Raw genomic sequence first — 19,864 nt, 5'->3', positions numbered from 1 at the left:
TTTATAACTTATGTTTTAATGTATTGCAACAATTAACTCTCGAATTCAAAATATTTTTTAAAACGCTTTCATCCGCCCTTTTTCGGCATATAAAAACCCGGCAGCTGGGCTGCCGGGTCCATCACTTTATTTCTTCAATATATTTTGGATTTCGCTTTCAAATGCCTCCGGCTTGTCTTTCGGTCCGAAGCGTGCGACCAGATTCCCTTCTTTGTCGACGAGGAATTTGGTGAAGTTCCATTTGATGCTGCTGCCAAGAAAGCCTTTGCTGTTTTCAGTCAGGTATTTGAATAGCGGATCCGCTTCACGGCCATTGACTTTCACCATTTCGTGCATGGGGAAAGAAACGCCGTAAGTTGTCCTGCAGGATTGTTCCGCTTCCGCACCGTCCCCAAGTTCCTGGCCGAATTGATCGGACGGAAACCCAAGAACGACAAAATCTTCATCCTGATATTTCTGGTATAACTTTTCAAGTCCATCAAATTGGTCACGCAAACCGCATTTTGTCGCCGTATTAACGATCAGCATCGCCTTTCCTTCATACTCACTCAACGGGTAGGAACTGCCATCCGGTTTTACAGCTGTAAATTCATAGAGTTTGCTCATACGATTTTCACTCCTTTGCTCTTCTCGGACATTTATAGATCCATTTCTTCAAAATTAGCGTTAAGCTGTTTGAGGTTTTTCATCAGCATCAATGCATTGACGTCCAGGAAATTGCAGCTGACCAATTTTTCATACACTGCCTGGCTGATCGGGCCATGTTCCGCTTCCGCTTTTTCTGTCAGGGAAATGATCCACGCCCGCTTATCTTCCGGCGACTGCTTCTTGGAGATTCGGCCGTGTTCAATCATCCGGCTGATGATCGGATTCAGCGTTCCGATTCCAAGTCCGAGACGTTCCCCGATTTCTTTTGTCAGCAAGTGATTTTCTTCCCACAGTACTAGAAGGACCAGATATTGCGGGAAAGTCAGGTTATACGGTTCAAGTACCCGGGCATACATTTTCGTAAAATTACTGGATGCTTTGTAAACTTCAAAACATAATTGCTGTTCCAGCTTTAATCCCAGTTCCATTCTTTTCACGCCCTTCTATTAAAGAACGACAATCTCCACATCCACCGAATCTTTGATGGCTTTGGAATAAGGGCAATATTGATGCGCTTTTTCCACATATTCATGTTTCTTCCCGTCATCCAGGCCCTCGATCGTAACTTCGAGTTTCGCCGCCAATTTTACACCGCCGTTTTCTTTATCGCCCAGCAAGGAGATTGTCGCTCTTACTTCGCTTTTATCAAACTCGACCTTATCACGTTCGAGCACTAATTCCAATGCACTGTTAAAGCAGGAACTGTAGCCGGCAGCGAATAATTGCTCCGGATTTGTCGCAGTCGTCGGTTCTCCGCCAAGCGCCGGCGGCTTAGCCACATCCACATTGAATATATTGTCTTCCGAATAAGCCATGCCTTGTCTGCCGCCTGTATTGATGATCGTCGTTTCATATAGTGCTTTCATATTGAATTCCTCCATTCGATAAGGTTCTTTCAATATCCACTATATTTTATATCGTGTACGATGTAAATCCATATGCTCACCCATTATTGGAAAACAGTTCAAACCAGGCTCGTTCCCGTGATATCAATCCCTTTCAATGCCTGGGTTGCAAGCCTGTCCGCTTCGGCATTGTCCCTTCTTGGAATAAGTGCATATTCAGGTTGTATGCCCATTTGGACAATTTTCTTTTCGATGCGGTCTGCCCAGCTGTTCAATTCCTTTTCCACAACGGGCCATTCCCCGCGCATCCCGTTGATCACAATTTTTGAATCGCCGCTGAAAAGCACCGGCATGTTTTTGACATCCAGATATTCGAGTTCCTGCACACAAAGATGGAGAGCCACATATTCTGCCTCATTATTTGAAACTAATGAGTCGACTTGCGCATTTTGCCTAAGGCGGTAAGTTTTACCATTTTGGCTGTAGTAGATGACACAGCCAAGGCCTGAGCTGCGGTTCTGCACATCAAAACCCCCGTCGAAAAAGACCGTGATATCATGCGGTTCGGTTTCAATGCTTTTCAGATATGCTTTCATTTCTTTCATGGTCCAGACGCTGTCGTCAAAGCTGTCGATAAAAACAAGCTCTTTCACCCGTTTTGTCCGTTCGATGTCTTCTGCGATCAGCACACTTTCACCGGCAGTCAATTCGTCGGAGCGGAAAACGGTATTCAGCCCTTTCGATGATTGGTATTTCCATTCAAGCCTGACTTTCATGGACAATCTCCCCCTTTAACCTATTACTATTTTATTTCCTTTATGCCGGTGGGTAAACAACTGCCGGAAAACACAAAAAAGCTCCCGGGGCCTGAGCCGGGAGCTTTGTAACAAACCTCTATTTTACAGGGGAGGTAAAATAGTTGGAATCGAATATTGTCCTGCGCCGCTGTCAGCGACCATAATATTGGAGTGATCCACCTGCGTAGCAGTGGGAGCCCATGCACCCATAACCATCATTGCCGCAGCCAAGCCGGTCAATAAAATCATTTTGCCTTTTTTCATAATCGATCATCCTCCATTTCTATCGTAATAAGATTGATAATACATCGCCTTCTCCCATTTCTTTTCACGTTGGAAATGTTCGGCGAGTTCCAAAGCAACTTTCTTGCTTTCTCTTATATAACCATTATTTCTGAAAAATGGGAACATTTTTTCTTCTGAATAAGACAAAAGATCTGGTTGGGAAAAATTTCGCTTCTCGAAGTAGTTTAAGTATAACAGGAAGTATTCATCTTCTGGACCGGCAGACAGCTCGCGTAAATCACGAACATATTCCCATGCATCGGCCCCTACTTCGACAGCCGTCTCGATCAAGCTGACGAGTACTGCCTTGTAAAAGTATGTATCATGAGGCAATATGCCATGCAATTCGGTCAGCAGATCGAAAGCCTGATTATGGTCCTCCCTCGTTTTCAGCAGTTCCGCAAAATTATACAGGGTCTGATTGTACAGCTCTTTTTGGCCAGTCAGCCTGGAATTGCGCTTCAGCACTTCGAACAGTCCGCCAGCCTGTACCAGAAGGTTGCGCCTCATGTAATTGATGGCGAGGAGCAGCTGGGCATGAAGCAGGCGGATATAATTGTAGTTGAGCCTGAAATACTGTACGGCCAGCTCCGCATAATGCGCTGACAATTCATATTGCTCATGCATGATCAGCAGACGGGCTTTCTGGTAATACAATTCCCCTTCGAATTTTTGCGGGATGCTGCGGATGCCGCCTTCGAGAGCATTGACATGCTCCATCGCCATCTCTTTTTTATTCGCCATGGAATAATGCAGGGAAAGGAAAAGCTGGTACATCCATGCTTCCGACTCCACAAAAGAATTCTTGATGCGCTCCAGCATCTCTTTTTGACGCTCTGCCCTATTCAGATCGTCAATCAGTAAATAATATCGGAATTTAATTAATTCATATTGATTTACAAGATCTGTCGACTGGATGTATTCATTTTCCTGCAGCAATTTACTGTATTGCCGCTCCATTTCCTCCAAATCGTAATGCAATAAACTCGCAGTGAATTCATTCAGCTGACGTTCCAGCCGGTTTCTTTTCGCCAATTCCGTTTTCCACTGGACCCCCATTTTTGCCAGCAGTGCTTCAATGGTCGATTCGTGCGGGGTATATGTATTCGATTCGATCTTGCTGAGATGAGAAATGGAACAGATGCCATCGGCTAACTGCGATTGCGTCAAATTGTTTTTTGACCGGTAATATTTGATAACTGAACCGATATTCAATAGCCTCACCCTTTTTTCATCGATATGTAAATAATACCATAGAAAAACAGCCCCGGCGCAACACCGGAACTGCCTTTATCGTTTCAATGCCCTTTAACAACTGACAACATCCAGTGGGAAAAACCCCGCCGAATGAAGTTTTCATTTATTGTACAGTTGCAAATCCGAAACCTGATGCATAGTCATCGCCGGTTCCTGCACCTGTACCGGATTTAATATCTTTTGCCTTGGCAAGTCTTTGCAGTTCACCTCTTACAGCTACGTTCGAAGCTGACGGAGATGTCGCCCAGATTTTCGCCGCAAGGCCGGCTACATGCGGTGATGCCATTGAAGTTCCGCTGATTGTCGAATATCCTCCGTTGTACCAAGTGGAGTAGATCGACGCACCAGGTGCTGAAATTTCAACGTCACCTTTTTGGATTACATAATCTCCGTCTGTACGGCTATAGCCGCGTGACGAGAAATCTGCAACTCGTAACGTGCCGTTTTGCACTCTGTTTTCAAGAGCTGCTACCGCTACCGCATTCACCAAAGCACCCGGATATCCGATCGACCCTTGATAAGGCCCTTCGTTACCTGCAGCTGCAATGACAAGTACGCCTTTATTGTATGCATAATTCACTGCATTCGTAATCAGGCTGCTTTCCCCTGAAGACCCCAAAGACATATTGATGACAACTTTTGTATTAAGGGCAGTAGCCTGATCAGCTGCGTGTCGAATAGCTGCCGCGATATCATCGGCATAACCGGAACCGTTATCACCAAGCACTTTATAAGCCCATAAGTCTGCATCCGGCGCAACGCCGTAAACGCCATTTCCAGTGCCTCCGTCAGCTAGAGCTGAACCCGCGACATGCGTCCCGTGGCCCTGGCGATCTGTACAGCTGTTATTTGTGAAGGTTGTGCCGACAGTGAAGTCTTTGCACTGTTCTACATTATTGCGCAGATCCGGGTGGTTGATATTGACGCCTGTGTCAAGAACTGCAATATTGATCCCGCTGCCGCCGCTTGTGCGGGTAAGCGTATTATTATTGTAGATCGCCTTGATGCCCCATGGTGTCGACTGGGAAGCTGCCATTGCATTGTAAGTCGCTTCAGGCTTCGAAGAAGTCGTAGCGATTTCAAGTTCCGGCACTTTTTCTAAATTGAGGTTCTTATTCTTTTTCAGTGCATTATATTGTTTCTCATTCATTTCAGTTGTAAATCCTTCACCGGCGAAGTCCCATTGCACTCCGTATTGTTCTTTGGCATTGCTTAGGTTCTTCTCATTGTTTGATTCAACCAGAACCCGGAATTTTTCGTTATTGCCGTTTTTTGCAACCGAATCTCCGTCGTTTGCGCTGACTCCCATTGCCGGCATCATTAAAGTGATGGCCAACATGGCTGTTGTGAAAATCTTTCCTGATCTCTTCATACATCAATCTCCTATCCCGTGAATTATTTATGGCTATAAATCCGGTGTTGCGGCGTCCCGCTCGACCCCTGCCACACTTAACACGTTATCAGAAAATTAGAGTATCCGTAATTGGGAAATAATCTGTTGAAAACTGGCAATTAACAGGAATCGGGATATAAAATTAGGTACTTATACCCATTTCACTCTTTATTCTTTTATTTGCCCAGAAACTGAACAAGAAATCACTCTTCAAACATAAAAATCTGCCCCGATCAGGGACAGATTTCAGTTTCTTCTATAGGACAGCACGCTTATAAGAGTCGAAATTCTTCTCCAGCCATTCGCCCAGTTGGAACAACGCTTCCTCATTGCCGTTCCTGCTGATCAATTGGATGCCGATCGGCAAGCCTTCCCCGTCTGTTCCTAATGGAACCGTGAGTGCCGGCAGCCCCCAAGTGTTGGCATATGCAACATAAGGCAAATATTGTTTGAATGTCTTCCGGATCGAGAAAATCTCGCTGTAAACGGTGCCATGTTCAGGTGCAGCCTTATGATAGACCGGCATGATCAGAATCCGACCTTTAAAATAATTCTCCAGGATATGATCGCCATGATGCAAGTATTCCCGCATTTTCACCAGCCGCTTACCGGATGGCCTGAAGAGCGAAGCCCCTATCAATGCCCAGGACAAATAGCGATGCACTTCGGATTTTCCTGTCAGCCGCTCCTTTAAATATGAATTGTATAAATTCAGGGATTTTTCTCCATAAACTTCATTGCGGGCGTCACTTGAACCTTCGATGGACATGATCTCTTGCCAGATGCCTGCGGAATCATCAAAATAAGGAGGAATTTCCCCTTCACTTTCAAAAGCCGATGCGATTTTCCGTGCGACGGCATCGAGGAGCTTACGCGTATCGTCCGTTAAAGGATAGTGGGAGGCAGGAATGGTATTCAATATAAACTCGTCAAGCTTTTTCGCTGGCACCGGTTTTTTTGCAATAATCGAGTAGATGGCTCTTGTGTCTTTCACACTTTTCGTCATCGGTCCGATTCCGAGCATCCGGTTCTGAAGATCGTTTTTCACTTCAGGAAAGCTTCCATCCTGGGACACTTGGTCTTTGCCGGATTTAAAACCGACGACCCCATTGAAATGGCTTGGAAACCGGATCGACCCTCCGATATCCGAACCCAGCCCGGCAGCTGCTCCGCCAGCGGCGATCAAGGAGCCTTCACCGCCACTCGATCCGCCTGCAGTCCGCATAAGATTGTGGGGATTATTTGTGCGGCCATATAATTTATTGTCGGTTTCCTGGCAAAAGCACAATTCCGGCGTATTGCTTTTCCCGAGGATGATGGCCCCTTCTGCGCGGAGTCTTCGAACAACTTCAGCATCCTTGTCCATGACAGCATCTTTTCTCTTGAGCAATCCGCCTGTCGTTTTCATTCCTTTGACATCAAAAGCTTCTTTCATACTGATGGGCACCCCGGACAGAAGACCTGTGGCTTGGCCTGTCTCCACCTGATGGTCCGCCCGATCCGCTTCCATCAGTGCTTCTTCGAAACGGTTCTCCACCAGACAATTCAAAGAAGGATTTATTTCATTCAGATGGGCGATATAAATTTCCACAGCTTTCCTGGAAGAGATTTTCTTCTCACGGATCCACTGCGCCAATTCCAAAGCATCCATGTCAAGAACTGCTGCATCAACTATCTCAGGAGTGATAAGCATTCAAACGCCTCCGATTCATTTATTGAATTAAGTATACTACTGATTAACAAATAAAGGTATATTGATTAATCAAAGGTCATGATAAAAACAAAAAATAATAGGACTTATTACTTCAACATTTTAGCTGGTTCTTATACGGACTTTTAAAAGCGTTCTGATTTGTCGTTCCCTCTCCAGGTGTACTACACTTATTTCAGGTAATTATATACCATCCATTATGAAAGGTTGTTATCAATCATGAAACCTGCAGAGAATATCTTAGAATTAATCGGTGACACACCCGTCGTGAAACTGAATCGCATCGTTCCGGAAGGTGCCGCCGATGTATATGTAAAACTGGAAATGTTCAATCCATCAAAAAGCGTCAAGGACCGTGCAGCTTTCAATATGATCCATATGGCTGAAGAACAAGGAATCATTGGAGAAGGCGCAACCATCATTGAGCCGACAAGCGGAAATACCGGCATCGGACTGGCTATGGTTGCAGCTGCAAAAGGTTACCGGGCGATACTCGTGCTGCCTGACAATGCCACGAAAGAACGCATCAATTTATTGAAAGCATTCGGAGCAGAAGTGGTCCTGACGCCAGATCACGAAAAGATGCCAGGAGCTATTAAAAAAGCATTGGAGCTGAAAGCCGAAATTCCGAACAGCTTTATACCGCAGCAGTTTGAGAATGCTTCCAATCCCGATATCCACCGCACTACGACTGCCGTGGAAATTTTTGAGCAGATGGCGGGCAGCCTCGATGCATTTGTCGCTTCAGCTGGAACCGGCGGCACGATTACAGGAACGGGCGAAGCGTTGAAGGAAATGCTACCTGAACTGTTCATAGCAGTCGTGGAACCGAAAGGCTCACCTGTATTATCGGGCGGCAAACCCGGCAAGCACAAATTGGTCGGCACTAGCCCCGGCTTTATTCCGGATATCCTAAATACCGGAATCTATGATGAAATCTTCGCCATCGAAGATGAAGACGCTATCGACATCTTCCGCAGGGCAGCGCGGGAAGAAGGAATTTTTGTCGGTCCTTCTGCCGGTGCCACGATCTATGCTGCCATCGAGATCGCCAAGCGGCTTGGTACTGGAAAAAAAGTTCTGTGCATAGCGCCTGATACCGGTGAACGTTACCTGAGCATGAATCTCTTCGATTGAGGCTGATCCCAAGAAAAAACGCCGAAACCTGCATAAGGTTTCGGCGTTTTGCCGTTAGGGTCCAGTGATGAATTTTACATGTTCATAGACGAGAAGTTTTTTGAACCTGGCCTTTTCATTATCATCCTTGATGAGCTTATCGACGGTGTTGTTCAATGCCAGATATCGCATCACTTTGCGGTTGTTCCAGATCATATGATTATAGCGGAAGTCATCTTCCAGTTCCGCAAACCAGGGCTCTTTTTTCAGCGTCCTGATGTTCTGTTCCAGCCTTTTTCTTGATGTAAAGAAATATGATGTTACATGGACACCCATTTCCATTATGAATTCCACCATATCAGCCCATCCCCCGTCCCTTTCCACTTAAGCCATGACCCGTTTCATTCGATAAGTACAGTATACCAATTTTTCAATAAAATGGAATATGATTTTCTTCCTGACTATATCAGGTGTTAAAAAAAGCCGTTTCTCCTATGAAAGAGAAACGGCTTCGTCCGGTTATGCCACCGGAGTTTTTTTGAAATTATCATCTTTGCGGAAATTCCCCATGACTTCCATCGTTTCACTGATGCTGACGAACGCATTCGGATCGATCGTTTTGATCAGCGGGCGGACAAATGCCAGTTCATAACGCGAAATGACCGTATACAGCACTTTGACTTTATTGCCTGAATAGGCGCCTTCCCCATCCGTCACCGTAATTCCGCGGTAAAGGTTTTCAAGCAATTGCTGTTTGACTTCATCGCCTTTGCCGGTCACCACCATCAGGCTGAGCTTGATATGGCGCGTATGGATCCGGTCAACAACAAGACCAGTGATATAGATGGAAGCCATCGTATACATCGCCAGTTCCCAGTTGAAGATAAAGCCGGAAACGAATACCACCATACTGTTCAGTACAAACACCAGAAAACCGAGTGGGATATCGCGCTTCATCGTGAGCAGCAGGCCGACTACATCAAAGCCACCTGTCGAACCGTAGAAGCGGATGATGAAACCGACACCGATGCCGACTAGCACCCCTCCGAAAACGGAAGATAATAATGCATCTTCCGTCACTTTGATAACAGGGATGTAGAGCATGGAAACCGATGTGACAGCTACTGAAAAAATGCTGTTGGCGATAAACATTTTTCCGAGTTTCATCCAGCCGATGATCAGAATCGGGATGTTCAGGACGAACAGCCAGACACCCGCATTGATGGGTGTCATGAGACTGAAGATCATGGCGATCCCCGTCACCCCGCCTGACAGGATTTCATGCGGAAGCAAAAACATATTGAATGCAAAACCGAGCAGTAAAGATCCGGCAAAAATTATCAGCCAGCTATAAATTTTATCCATTATAATACCTCATTTCCAAATAGAATTCCGGGCCAAAATAAAAAAAGCCGCGCAGATGCATCCGGCCTTTTGAAAGCAAATAGATCTTACCTGTTATTCAGGGCACAATGTTTCAAATTATAGTCGATTGGCAGCTGCGAATGCAAGTTTTATGTTCGGTTTCATGAGATCGTTTAAATCCTTCGGAATCCCTCCTTAAAAGTTTGAAACATCAAAGCCTTCTTCATTGTTTAATCTTTCGCCCAATATGAGTAAGGATGGGTACTAACGCTCCATAAAGGTGGAAATCAAATGCGCATATCATGTATGGGAAGTTTACTTATATCCATTGTTCTGTCGGTCATTTTGACCATCCTGCTCAATCTTCTGTTCTTCTAGCACAAAAGCGCTATCAATCCACGATATAAGATAGAGGAAAAGCTGCCGGATAATGTTTCCGGCAGCTTTTCTGATGCAGTATTCTTACAGCCGGCAACTCTTTGTTTTATTCTTTTCCTTCGTTCTCGAGCTTTTGGATATACTCCTGCAGTTTCCCTAGTTCTTCTTCACTGATGACTGGAAATTGCGGATCCAGCTCTTTCAATAATCCATTCATGACTTCTGAAATGATATAGCGGGAATATTGCTCATCATCTGCCGGCAGAATATACCAAGGCGCATGATCAGTTGATGTGCCGTTCAACATTTCTTCGAAGACTTTCTGATAATCCTCCCAATGCTCGCGTTCTTCGACATCACTGAAAGAAAACTCCCAGTTTTTCTGCGGGTCTTTCATCCGCTCCAATAGCCGTTTCCGTTGCTCTTCTTTTGATACGTTGAAGAAAAACTTAACGACCGGGAATCCATTCTCACTTAAATACCGTTCAAAATCATTGATTTGCCGGAAACGGGTTTCCCAGATTTCTTCATCGATCAATTCTTCCGGCAAGGGTTCGTCCCCCAGAATATCGTGGACACGCGGAGCGATGACTTCCTCATAATGGGAACGGTTCAATATGCCGATTTCCCCTCTCGCCGGCAAACCATCATGGATCCGCCAGAGGTAATCGTGGCTCAATTCCCGATCCGTCGGTTTCCCGAGCGTCAAAACCTTCATTCCCTGCGCATTCAGATTCGAGAAAATATAGGAAATCGCTTCATCCTTACCTGCCGCATCCATGGCTTGCAGGACTACCAATATGCCCTTTTCTTCTTCGGCATTCAATTTCAGGTGAAGATCCTTTAAGGTCCGGACCGCTTCCGGCAGAAGTTTTTCTTCAAGCTCTTTTTCATCAGGTTTAGTATCATCGGATGTATTGAAATCAGCCAATTGGATCGGCCGATCTGATTTTACACGGTATTTTTCAATGTCCATAGTAAATGCCTCCATTTATGAAAGTTTTGTCATGATGACTGCCGCATTCTCTATGCTGATTTCCGCGTCAGGCGCAGTCCGGAACGCAGCAGGTTCCGGATGCCTTTTACCGGTTTTATGCCGTTTCCGGTTTGCCAATTGATCCATTCGAGGGCGATGATGCAAAGCAGCAGCCAAACCAGACCGCCGATAAAGCCTGCCACGACATCACTTGGATAATGGGCACCCAAGTAGACGCGGCTGCCGCCGATGAGCAGCACCAATACGGCTAGGCTGATCGAAATTGTCCACTTGACCCATTCTTTCTGATGGCCCCGGATGACCAGGAAAATCAAAAATCCATACAACGTGATTGCCCCCATCGAATGGCCGCTGGGAAAACTGTAGCCGGTTGCGTCAATCGCTTCATTGATCGATGGCCGCTCCCTCCCGTATAAGTTTTTCAGTGCGCTGTTCAATAATCCGCCACCTGCCACCGTGATGGCAAAAAACAAGGCACTCCACCGGTCTTTTGACTTGAACCAGAGCCATGCTACCCCGATCACGGTCATTGATGCCAGAAACCAGACCGAACCTGTTTCTGTGATAAGAAACATGATGACGTCCATCGTTTCACTTTGATTCACCATTACCAGCCGGATGATGAAATTGTCGAATAATCCAAACTCCTGGCTCATCACTTCATCTGCCAGCTCGGCAAAAAGAATGCTGAAGGCTCCGGCAATCGCCAGTCCGCTGAGCAACAGCAAGACAGCGATGCCGACCTTCTTATTGTCATTAACCATCGTACCGGCTCCCCAATTTTTTTATATCCAGTTATATACCCGAAGAACGGGACCCTTATGCCAATAAAGAATGAATAAAAAAAGATTCGCCGTCACTGCCCTTCTTGAATGCGATATGATTACCGGATGTTTATAATAGAAAGAAATATCGAGCAGCAGGGAGTGCACATAGATGGAAAAACTGATCCGTGCTTTGACAAAAGAAGATTTACCCAGCCTTCAAGCGATGGAAACCGGCATCGAAGATGATTACGTCATCCGCGTATTTGAGCGGATCTCCACCGGCAACAATAAACTTTTCGGACTTTTTTCAAATGATCAGCTTGTCAGCGTCGGCGGGTTAACGGTATTTGCCAAACAATATGCCATGCTCGGCCGTATGCGCAGCGATCTGCGCTTCCGGGGCAATGACCTGTCCACCCACTTGATGAAAAAAGTGATGGAAGAAGCCTTCAAAATGCCCGAGATCAACTGGGTGGGCGCTAACACGCAGGAAGAGAACATCCCTGCCCAGCGCGTACTGAAGAAAATCGGATTGACTGAACATCATATCAGTTATGGTGCCAGCGCCAGAACACTTTCCGGCCTGGAGAAAGGACAGGCTGTCTGGAAACCGGTCGACAGCATCTCTGCTAAAAGGCAATGGCTCAGGCGGCTGTATGTAGAATCTTCCGCTGTTTTTCCTTATGAATGCTATTATCCTTTCCCTGCTACGGAAGAAATGTTCGAAGATGCAAAAGTCGCGGGGTGGCGGTTTTTTGAAAATGATAAAGGCGACCGTGTCCTCATCACCAAACATGATGTGAAGAAATATAATTTCCTGCATGCGATCTACCCTTTTGGAGATGTGATGGAGCAAGATGGCCTTTGGGATACGATTTCTTTTGCGCGGGATGAACTTTCAAAGGAGTTTTCTCCAGGATTGCGGATTTGGATGGACCTGACAAAACAGCAGGCTGCAAGCCTCCCGGACAATCATCCCTTTTCCCTGCCCTCTCCCTGGATCCTATTCGGCAAAAGCCGGTAAGAGCAAATGCTGTTGAATATGAAGAAAGGGGATGCGTCAGATGAAGCTGGGTATTTTCACAACTTTATTCTCCGAACTTAGTTTTGACGAAATGCTGCATTATGTTTCCTCCAAAGGAATTGAAGCGATCGAACTCGGAACAGGCGGCTACCCCGGAGATGCCCATTGCAAACCGGAAGAGTTATTGGGCGATAACGGTAAACTCCAGCGTTTCAGGCAAACGATAGATGCGTACGGGTTGAGCATCAGTTCATTAAGCTGCCACGCTAATCCGCTCCATCCGCAGCAGAAGAGTGCCCGGGAAGCTGATGCATTATTCGATAACACTCTTCGTCTTGCCTCCAGACTCGGCATCCCTGTCGTCAACACATTTTCCGGATGTCCAGGCGATCACGAAAATGCGCTTTACCCGAATTGGCCAGTCGCCGCCTGGCCGGAAGATTTCCAGAAAATCCTGAAATGGCAATGGAATGAAAAATTGATCCCTTACTGGAAAGAAAAAAATGACCTGGCTGTATCCCTCGGGGTAAAGGTCGGCATTGAAATGCATGGCGGTTTTTCTGTCCATACACCTGCGACTTTATTGAAATTACGCCAGGCATGCGGTGCGTCAATCGGCGCCAATTTTGATCCGAGCCATATGTGGTGGCAAGGAATCGATCCGGTTGCTGCGATTCATCTTCTCGGCCGTGAGAACGCCATCCATCATTTCCACGCAAAAGACACGGCTGTCAATTCGGAGAACCTGAACCGCAATGGTTGGACGGACATGACGGAACATACCGCTCCCCGGGAACGCGCCTGGCATTTCCGGACAGTCGGTCTCGGACACGGACAAAAAACCTGGGCCGCTATCATCCACGCCTTGCAGCTGTCCGGTTACGACGATGCTGTAAGCATTGAACACGAAGACGGACTCCTGTCGATTGACGAAGGCGTCGACAAAGCTGTTGAAAACCTGAAGGCAGCCATGGGGAAAGGATAAAGAGCCGGCAACCCGCATCATCTCGGATTGCCTGCTCTTTGGACTGGTTTTTAAAATTCTTTTCGCAGTGTATGTTAACGCATCACACTTCCGCCTGAAATCTTGACGGACTCACCGACGATATTCACCGCCGCATCCGTTAGTAGAAAAGCGATCGTATTCGCGACTTCCTGCGGTGTTGAAATTCGCCCGGAAGGAATGGTGCTTTCCGCTTCCTTCATGCCTTCTTCAAAAGAAATGCCTTTTCGCTCCGCTTTTCTGCGAATGCTGTTGCGCGCCATTTCCGTATCGACATAGCCCGGACACACTGCATTGACGCGGATGCCATGTTCAATCGCTTCAAGCGCCATCGACTGCGTCCAGCCGACCACTGCAAACTTGCTCGCCGCATAGGCAGTGTTGCCATGGGTTCCCCGCAATCCCGAAAGGCTCGCCAAATTGACGATATCCCCTTCTTTTTGCTCCATCATTTTCCTGTAAATTTCCTGTGTCAGCAGGAAGGTACATTTATAATTCAAGTTCATCAGCTTCTCGATGAATTCCTCACCCAACTCTTCCACTGTTTTGCCGCCCGCAACCCCGGCAGAATTGACAAGGCCATTGATGAATCCATGCGCTTCTTCTGCATTTGCGATCAATTTCAATCTGTCTTCGGATTGAGTGAGGTCTGCGGGTTGAACGTAAATTTTATCCTTATCCGTCATTTCCCCCAATTCCTCTGCCAAGGCATTCAGTTTTTCCTCATCTCTTCCGGTAATCGTCACTTTCGCCCCCATAGCGGCCACCACTTTCGCTGTTTCGCGGCCGATGCCGCCAGTCGCTCCCGTGATGAGAACATGTTTATGTGCCAGTGCATCTTCAGCGAATAAAGTCCTCATAAAATCTCCTCCTGTATGGTTTTACGCCTCTTTTCCCTTCAGGAAATGGCTCAAACCTGTGACAATGGGAGTTTCGTTGCGGAGATGCCGAGTGACTGCCGATGAGCAAAAAAAAGAAGATGTCCACTGGCGACATCTCCTTTTGCTTTCAGGCGGATTATGTTTATGCAGATGTCTTCTCTATCAATTGCAGGATTTCTCCGTTTAGGCCTTCAAAAAGGACCATTCTTCCTTCTCCCGCCGGTTTGACTTCCGCCGATACGGCCAAGCTGCTGTTTTCATTGACATAATCGAGGGCATTCTCCAGATTTTCGACACGAAAAGCCAAATGATGCACTACACCGGTCGTATGGTACTCACCAACCGGATCGATGTCCTGGATGAGTTCGATCTCAATTTCCGGGGCATTTTTCATATAGAGAAAAGTCATTTCCCTGTCAGCCCGTTTTTTCCTGAACCGGACTTCAAAACCAAAAACCTGCTCATAGAAGTGAATGGACTCATCCATGTTTTTGACCATGATCGCTACGTGTTCAAATGTGAACATTTGCTGCTCCTCCAATCTATCCTATTCTATCAACCCGCGTAATTCCGGCTGGTTCCTCAATGCCTTATCCGAAAGAATTTCCACTTCCCAATTATTCAAGTCGACAATATCGCGCGTTCCATCGTGATGGACAATCATGTAGCCGTCATAAGGTGTCGCCTCGATGTCATCGACAATCAGATCGAGTTTCGCATAATGTTCCATGATCCGATTGCGAGTTTCCAGCGAAACTGTATCTTCACTTGTTTTCGCCAATGTTCCTCTTCTGGTCGTTTCCGTGTCTTCCACAGGCCGGAATGGTTCGCGCTGATTGAAAAGACCCTGCATCAATAAGATCACTTCCCCGAAGCCGATCAGCAGCATCCCGATGATCAGTCCCTGCAGGAACACGTCAAAGCCGGCACCTCCGCCAAAGTCTCCTATAACCGAGAACGCTCGGAATGTGTAAGCGATAACGATTATGGCTCCAATCACTTGAAGCGCTTTTCCGATTGCATTTTCTTTTCTGGTCATTTTCTCTCCCCCTCCGTGATTCTTATTCGACATTTTCTTTTGATAAACCTGCTCCATTTTCACACAAAAATTCCAGATTACACCTTTCAAATTTCATGCTTATTCTCTATACTCATCTAATGGGAGTGATGGCTATGGAATATTGGGATCTAGTAGATGAAAATAGAAATATGACCGGCAGAACCCATCTCCGCGGAGTTGAATTGACGCCTGGCGACTTTCATATAGTGGTGGAGATCTATACAATCAATGCCGATGGGCGAATCCTTTTGACGAAGCGGGATCCGCTGAAAACCTATCCGTTAATGTGGGAAATTACAGGCGGTTCAATCACTGCCGGCGAAACAAGCGCTGAAGGTGCCGCTCGGGAACTCGAGGAAGAAACCGGACTGGTCGCATCAGCCGGTCAATTGATGAAAATCGGAGAAATCAAGTATGGACATTATTTCCGCGACAGTTATATCTGGCGTTCGCAGGAATTGATCGATCCATCATCCATGAAGCTTCAACCAGGCGAAGTCTGCGATGCGCAATTTGTGACTTTCGAAGAACTTCGCAAAATGGATGAAATGGGGCTGACAGTGCCCAATGTTATGGAAAGATGCCAACTGTATCAGGAAGATCTGCAAAAAATGATCAACGGCTAATCTGCATGACGTTTCCAACCAGGAAGCGTCTTTTTATTTGCCGAACATATCACACCCATCGACCCATTTACTCCCCACCTGAGACAATAGAATATCTTTCTGCCTTTTTTCGCTATATGATATGGGTAATAAGAATACTGCACTTTGACAGGTTTAGATCAAAGCATTTACATCCAACAGAAAACAGGTGATCATCCATGAAACGATTAAAGACTCTCCCCATTTTCATCCTCCTTCTATTCGTGCTGTCTGCCTGTTCTGCCGGCGAAGCCATTTCCGGTGCCGGTCAACTGAACGATGGCAAACCAGCACCGGAGTTTCAACTGATGGATTTGCAGGGCAATACACACGATCTGTCTGACTATGAAGGGCAAAAAGTCTATATTAAATTTTGGGCATCCTGGTGCTCGATTTGTCTCGCCGGCATGGATGAATTGAATCTGCTTGCCGGAGAAGACCCTGAATTTGAGGTTTTGACCATCGTATCACCCGATTCGAATGCAGAGAAAAGCAACGAGTCATTTGCCAAATGGTTTGAAGGCGTCAACAATACAGAAAATATCCAGGTTTTATTGGATGAAGGCGGCCCTGCTTTTGAAGACTACGGCATCATCGGCTACCCGACATCCGTATTTATCGGTTCCGACGGTGTCATGGTGAAAAGCCAGTCCGGCCATATGAGCAATGAACAGATTTATGAAACCTTTGACAACATCCAATAATGAAAGGAGCCCGGCCAGTCATGAAGTCCAAACTCTCACTGCTCCTGCTGTTTCTTCTGCTTCTGTTAACTGCCTGTTCGGTTCCGGGTACAAACAGCACGGCCGGAAACGCGGCAGCGGATCTATCGGAAAGCACGTCCCGTTTCCCGGACAATCCGAATAAGAATCTGGAATTCGAGACGGAGAACCTGAAAGATATCTGGTTTGCAGGCGGCTGCTTCTGGGGAGTCGAAGCTTACATGGAACGTGTTTACGGCGTTTATGACGTAACTTCCGGCTACGCCAACGGCAACACTGAAGACCCGACTTATCAGGAAGTGCTCTATCAAAACACAGGGCATGCAGAAGCGGTCCACGTTCAATACGATCCCGAGCGCATCGATCTGGAAAGTCTAGTCAGCCAATTCTTCATCATCATCGACCCGACGCTGTTGAATCAGCAGGGTAATGATAAAGGGACGCAATATCGTACCGGCGTTTACTACGGGGATGAAGTGGAGCGTGCTGTTATCGAAGGAGTGGTGGCCGCTGAAGCTGAGCGCTACGACAAACCGATCGTGACGGAAGTCGAACCGCTGGAACATTATTATCTTGCGGAAGAATATCATCAGGATTATCTTGAAAAGAATCCGGATGGCTATTGCCACATCGAATTTGATTCGCTTGAAGACCAGGAAATTCCCGCTTTGATCGATCCCGCGGATTATCCGAAGCCGAGTGATGAAGAGCTGAAAGCGACATTGACGGAAGCTCAGTATAATGTGACGCAAAAAGATGATACCGAAACCGCCTATTCCAATGAATACTGGGATAATTACGAACCCGGCCTCTATGTCGATGTCGCAACCGGCGAGCCGCTGTTCTCTTCAGCCGATAAATACGATTCGAAATGCGGCTGGCCAAGTTTTACAAAACCGATCGAACCGGAAGTCGTTACGGAGCATGTCGATACAAGCTTCAATATGAAACGCACCGAAGTCCGCAGCCGGGCCGGCGACAGCCACCTTGGCCACGTGTTCAATGACGGCCCGAAAGACGAAGGCGGCCTGCGTTATTGCATCAACAGTGCATCCATCCTGTTCATCCCTGCTGCTGACATGGAAGCAGAAGGCTATGGCTATTTGAGCAGCCTTGTTGAAAATTAAATGAACAGAAAGAAGCGGCACATTCTGATTGAGTGTGCCGCTTCTTCCTTTGTCTCCTCAGTTGGGGCTACCGCCCTTCATAAGCCTTCCGTAATTCGTTGAGATCCAGTTTCTTCATCTGCAGCATCGCCCGGGTCACGCGTTTTGCCTTATCAATGTCTTTGGATGCCATCATATCGTCCAATTCCCTTGGCACGACTTGCCAGGACACTCCGAACTTGTCTTTCAGCCAGCCGCAGACCTGCGCATTTTCGTCGCCGCCTTCCTTCAGCCTGTCCCAGTAATAATCCACTTCATCCTGTGACTCACAATTGATGAGTAAGGAAACCGCTTCATTGAACTTGAACTGGTCTCCCCCGTTCAATGCAATATACTGTTGGCCCTCCAGTTCAAATTCAACCGTCATGACCGTTCCTTCCGGCATGCCATGAATTTCCCTGCCTTCATCGGTATACCGTGTGATTCTTCCAATGCTCGAATTCTTAAAGACTGAAAGATAAAAATTAACCGCTTCCTCCGCATTCATGTCGAACCAAAAATTAGGCCTGATTTTCTGGATTTCCCCTTCCATTTCATTCTGCCTCCTTGTTTTGTTCAATCATGCATCATGTTGTATTTCGACATCCGGCAATCACGTTCCTTCATAATAAATTGCCCAGTGCCGATGAAATAAATTTTTATTGGTCTGCGTGCTTAATCTCACCGTATTCAGGGAATACGATAGAGAACTTATTCACTTTGATAAAGTCATGATTTCAGGTTTAGCAAGCAAAATGGAATTACAGCAAATCGGAGGATCGAGAATGATGATGAAAAAACAAATCACTGTCGGTGACGTGGATTTAAAATGGGATCTGGAAACAGGTGAAGTATTATTTGATGGTGGCGATGTCGTCTTTTTCTGGACGACGGCCATGGAAACCTTCTTCGAGTCGATACGGGACATTTCAGGAATGGAAGCGACAAAGCTTGTGCTTGAAACGACAGGCTTCCGGCAAGGCGTAGTGGTAGGCAGTGAATTCAAGAAAATGAAGAACATCAACACTTCCAATGTCGTTGACTGGATTTCCAATACATATGCCCCCGCTGGATGGGGGAAAGTGAAAATCGTCGAAATGGATGAGGAAACCAAACATTTCACCCTCCATATCCAGGATGATTGGGAATATAAAATGAATCAGCTGAAGCAAAAAGAGCTGGAAGGGATTTTTGTTCCCTCCCATTATGCCGGCGTATTCACCGGGCTGTTCGGCACCAATTTCTGGTATAAGATTATTCACTATCAAAACAATGAAAACCCCTGCAGCGTCGTGGAATATTACCCTTCAGAAGTAACTGTGCAGTCCAATATCCACGAAATGTCCAGAAAGCAGGAAGCCCAGAAGATCAAGGAACTCGAACGGATGGTGGACGATAAAACCAAGATGCTCCAAAATCTGGTCAAAGAGCTTTCATCACCGATCATCCCGGTGCTTGAAAAAATAGTGGTTGTGCCAATGATCGGCAGTTATGATGAAGACCGGTCTGAAGACCTTATCTTCAATACATTGAGCCAATTGCCGAAACATCAAGCCCAGTTCTTACTGCTGGATCTGACAGGTTTGCATAAACATATTTCCGTTCACACAGCAAGACTCATCGATAAGCTCGGGGCAGCAGCACGCATGCTCGGTATTGAAACGATCCTGGTCGGTGTGTCACCGGAACTCGCGATGGTGATCGTCCAATCCGAAAACAGCCTGAAAAAATTCGAATGCTTGCAAAGTCTCCAGCACGGTATCTATTACGCGCTCGGAAAAAGCGGCAGACAAATTGTCTGAACAATGTTCCAAAAGAAAAAGCGC

At 46.5% G+C, this 19,864-nt stretch carries 23 protein-coding genes; 7 read left to right on the top strand and 16 right to left on the bottom strand.

Going from position 1 to position 19,864, the window contains the following annotated elements; genetic code table 11:
• Positions 1 to 126: 126 nt before the first annotated feature.
• The 8 genes from IQ294_RS13315 to IQ294_RS13280 all read right to left on the bottom strand — a co-directional run bounded on the left by IQ294_RS13315 (position 127) and on the right by IQ294_RS13280 (position 6,918).
• The gene (locus IQ294_RS13315) at positions 127 to 606 is read right to left on the bottom strand and encodes a glutathione peroxidase (protein WP_203334541.1); all 480 of its coding nucleotides are present in this window, start codon (positions 604 to 606) and stop codon (positions 127 to 129) included.
• Positions 607 to 638: 32 nt separating this feature from the next.
• Entirely contained in the window at positions 639 to 1,076 is a 438-nt protein-coding gene (locus IQ294_RS13310) for a MarR family winged helix-turn-helix transcriptional regulator (RefSeq protein ID WP_203334540.1), read from the bottom strand.
• A gap of 18 nt (positions 1,077 to 1,094) precedes the next feature.
• Positions 1,095 to 1,514 (bottom strand): organic hydroperoxide resistance protein, encoded by a 420-nt coding sequence (locus tag IQ294_RS13305; protein WP_203334539.1) that lies wholly within the window; start codon positions 1,512 to 1,514, stop codon positions 1,095 to 1,097.
• 98 nt (positions 1,515 to 1,612) lie between these two features.
• Positions 1,613 to 2,269: a reverse transcriptase-like protein gene (locus tag IQ294_RS13300; RefSeq protein WP_203334538.1), complete on the bottom strand. Its 657-nt coding sequence runs from the start codon at positions 2,267 to 2,269 to the stop codon at positions 1,613 to 1,615.
• Between the two features lie 123 nt (positions 2,270 to 2,392).
• Positions 2,393 to 2,554 (bottom strand): hypothetical protein, encoded by a 162-nt coding sequence (locus IQ294_RS13295; protein WP_203334537.1) that lies wholly within the window; start codon positions 2,552 to 2,554, stop codon positions 2,393 to 2,395.
• A gap of 6 nt (positions 2,555 to 2,560) precedes the next feature.
• Complete coding sequence (locus IQ294_RS13290; protein WP_432419961.1) at positions 2,561 to 3,799, bottom strand: helix-turn-helix domain-containing protein; 1,239 nt, start codon at positions 3,797 to 3,799, stop codon at positions 2,561 to 2,563.
• 136 nt (positions 3,800 to 3,935) lie between these two features.
• Positions 3,936 to 5,204, bottom strand: a complete 1,269-nt coding sequence (locus IQ294_RS13285; RefSeq protein ID WP_203334536.1) for a S8 family peptidase — start codon at positions 5,202 to 5,204, stop codon at positions 3,936 to 3,938.
• A gap of 277 nt (positions 5,205 to 5,481) precedes the next feature.
• Positions 5,482 to 6,918 (bottom strand): amidase, encoded by a 1,437-nt coding sequence (locus tag IQ294_RS13280; RefSeq protein ID WP_238942833.1) that lies wholly within the window; start codon positions 6,916 to 6,918, stop codon positions 5,482 to 5,484.
• Positions 6,919 to 7,155: 237 nt separating this feature from the next.
• On the opposite strand from IQ294_RS13280, the gene cysK reads away from it, so the two are divergent.
• Positions 7,156 to 8,073, top strand: a complete 918-nt coding sequence (gene cysK, locus IQ294_RS13275) for a cysteine synthase A (protein WP_203334535.1) — start codon at positions 7,156 to 7,158, stop codon at positions 8,071 to 8,073.
• 54 nt (positions 8,074 to 8,127) lie between these two features.
• Here the strand turns inward: cysK and IQ294_RS13270 are convergent, their stop codons facing one another.
• The 4 genes from IQ294_RS13270 to IQ294_RS13255 form a co-directional block, all read right to left on the bottom strand.
• Positions 8,128 to 8,409 carry a hypothetical protein gene (locus IQ294_RS13270; protein ID WP_203334534.1) on the bottom strand — a complete coding sequence of 94 codons (282 nt, stop codon included), beginning with the start codon at positions 8,407 to 8,409 and terminating at the stop codon, positions 8,128 to 8,130.
• A gap of 162 nt (positions 8,410 to 8,571) precedes the next feature.
• Positions 8,572 to 9,417, bottom strand: coding sequence for a YitT family protein (locus IQ294_RS13265; RefSeq protein ID WP_203334533.1), 846 nt, complete (start codon positions 9,415 to 9,417; stop codon positions 8,572 to 8,574).
• 484 nt (positions 9,418 to 9,901) lie between these two features.
• Positions 9,902 to 10,771 carry a PPK2 family polyphosphate kinase gene (locus IQ294_RS13260; RefSeq protein ID WP_203334532.1) on the bottom strand — a complete coding sequence of 290 codons (870 nt, stop codon included), beginning with the start codon at positions 10,769 to 10,771 and terminating at the stop codon, positions 9,902 to 9,904.
• 50 nt (positions 10,772 to 10,821) lie between these two features.
• Positions 10,822 to 11,556: a phosphatase PAP2 family protein gene (locus tag IQ294_RS13255; protein WP_203334531.1), complete on the bottom strand. Its 735-nt coding sequence runs from the start codon at positions 11,554 to 11,556 to the stop codon at positions 10,822 to 10,824.
• Positions 11,557 to 11,728: 172 nt separating this feature from the next.
• On the opposite strand from IQ294_RS13255, the gene IQ294_RS13250 reads away from it, so the two are divergent.
• On the top strand, positions 11,729 to 12,583 hold the full coding sequence (locus tag IQ294_RS13250; RefSeq protein WP_203334530.1) for a GNAT family N-acetyltransferase: 855 nt from the start codon (positions 11,729 to 11,731) through the stop codon (positions 12,581 to 12,583).
• 40 nt (positions 12,584 to 12,623) lie between these two features.
• Positions 12,624 to 13,568 carry a sugar phosphate isomerase/epimerase family protein gene (locus IQ294_RS13245; protein WP_203334529.1) on the top strand — a complete coding sequence of 315 codons (945 nt, stop codon included), beginning with the start codon at positions 12,624 to 12,626 and terminating at the stop codon, positions 13,566 to 13,568.
• A 74-nt stretch (positions 13,569 to 13,642) separates the two neighbouring features.
• On the opposite strand, the gene IQ294_RS13240 is transcribed toward IQ294_RS13245, so the two are convergent.
• The 3 genes from IQ294_RS13240 to IQ294_RS13230 all read right to left on the bottom strand — a co-directional run bounded on the left by IQ294_RS13240 (position 13,643) and on the right by IQ294_RS13230 (position 15,506).
• Positions 13,643 to 14,446: an SDR family NAD(P)-dependent oxidoreductase gene (locus IQ294_RS13240; protein ID WP_203334528.1), complete on the bottom strand. Its 804-nt coding sequence runs from the start codon at positions 14,444 to 14,446 to the stop codon at positions 13,643 to 13,645.
• 163 nt (positions 14,447 to 14,609) lie between these two features.
• Positions 14,610 to 14,993, bottom strand: coding sequence for a VOC family protein (locus tag IQ294_RS13235; RefSeq protein WP_203334527.1), 384 nt, complete (start codon positions 14,991 to 14,993; stop codon positions 14,610 to 14,612).
• A 21-nt stretch (positions 14,994 to 15,014) separates the two neighbouring features.
• The gene (locus IQ294_RS13230) at positions 15,015 to 15,506 is read right to left on the bottom strand and encodes a hypothetical protein (protein WP_203334526.1); all 492 of its coding nucleotides are present in this window, start codon (positions 15,504 to 15,506) and stop codon (positions 15,015 to 15,017) included.
• Between the two features lie 134 nt (positions 15,507 to 15,640).
• Here IQ294_RS13230 and IQ294_RS13225 point away from each other — a divergent pair, with 134 nt between their 5' ends.
• The 3 genes from IQ294_RS13225 to msrB all read left to right on the top strand — a co-directional run bounded on the left by IQ294_RS13225 (position 15,641) and on the right by msrB (position 18,020).
• A complete protein-coding gene (locus IQ294_RS13225) occupies positions 15,641 to 16,153 on the top strand; it encodes an NUDIX hydrolase (RefSeq protein ID WP_203334525.1) in 513 nt (170 codons plus the stop codon).
• Positions 16,154 to 16,350: 197 nt separating this feature from the next.
• Positions 16,351 to 16,875, top strand: a complete 525-nt coding sequence (locus IQ294_RS13220) for a TlpA disulfide reductase family protein (RefSeq protein WP_203334524.1) — start codon at positions 16,351 to 16,353, stop codon at positions 16,873 to 16,875.
• 20 nt (positions 16,876 to 16,895) lie between these two features.
• Positions 16,896 to 18,020, top strand: coding sequence for a peptide-methionine (R)-S-oxide reductase MsrB (gene msrB, locus IQ294_RS13215; protein WP_203334523.1), 1,125 nt, complete (start codon positions 16,896 to 16,898; stop codon positions 18,018 to 18,020).
• Between the two features lie 67 nt (positions 18,021 to 18,087).
• Here msrB and IQ294_RS13210 read toward each other — a convergent pair whose 3' ends face one another.
• Positions 18,088 to 18,591: a VOC family protein gene (locus IQ294_RS13210; protein WP_203334522.1), complete on the bottom strand. Its 504-nt coding sequence runs from the start codon at positions 18,589 to 18,591 to the stop codon at positions 18,088 to 18,090.
• A gap of 232 nt (positions 18,592 to 18,823) precedes the next feature.
• Between IQ294_RS13210 and IQ294_RS13205 the strand changes: the two genes are divergently transcribed.
• Positions 18,824 to 19,840: an STAS domain-containing protein gene (locus IQ294_RS13205; RefSeq protein ID WP_203334521.1), complete on the top strand. Its 1,017-nt coding sequence runs from the start codon at positions 18,824 to 18,826 to the stop codon at positions 19,838 to 19,840.
• Positions 19,841 to 19,864 lie beyond the last annotated feature (24 nt).

It is taken from the genome of Planococcus beigongshangi (assembly GCF_016820495.1).
GTDB lineage: Bacteria > Bacillota > Bacilli > Bacillales_A > Planococcaceae > Planococcus > Planococcus beigongshangi.
This window is presented reverse-complemented; position numbering and strand designations above follow the sequence as displayed.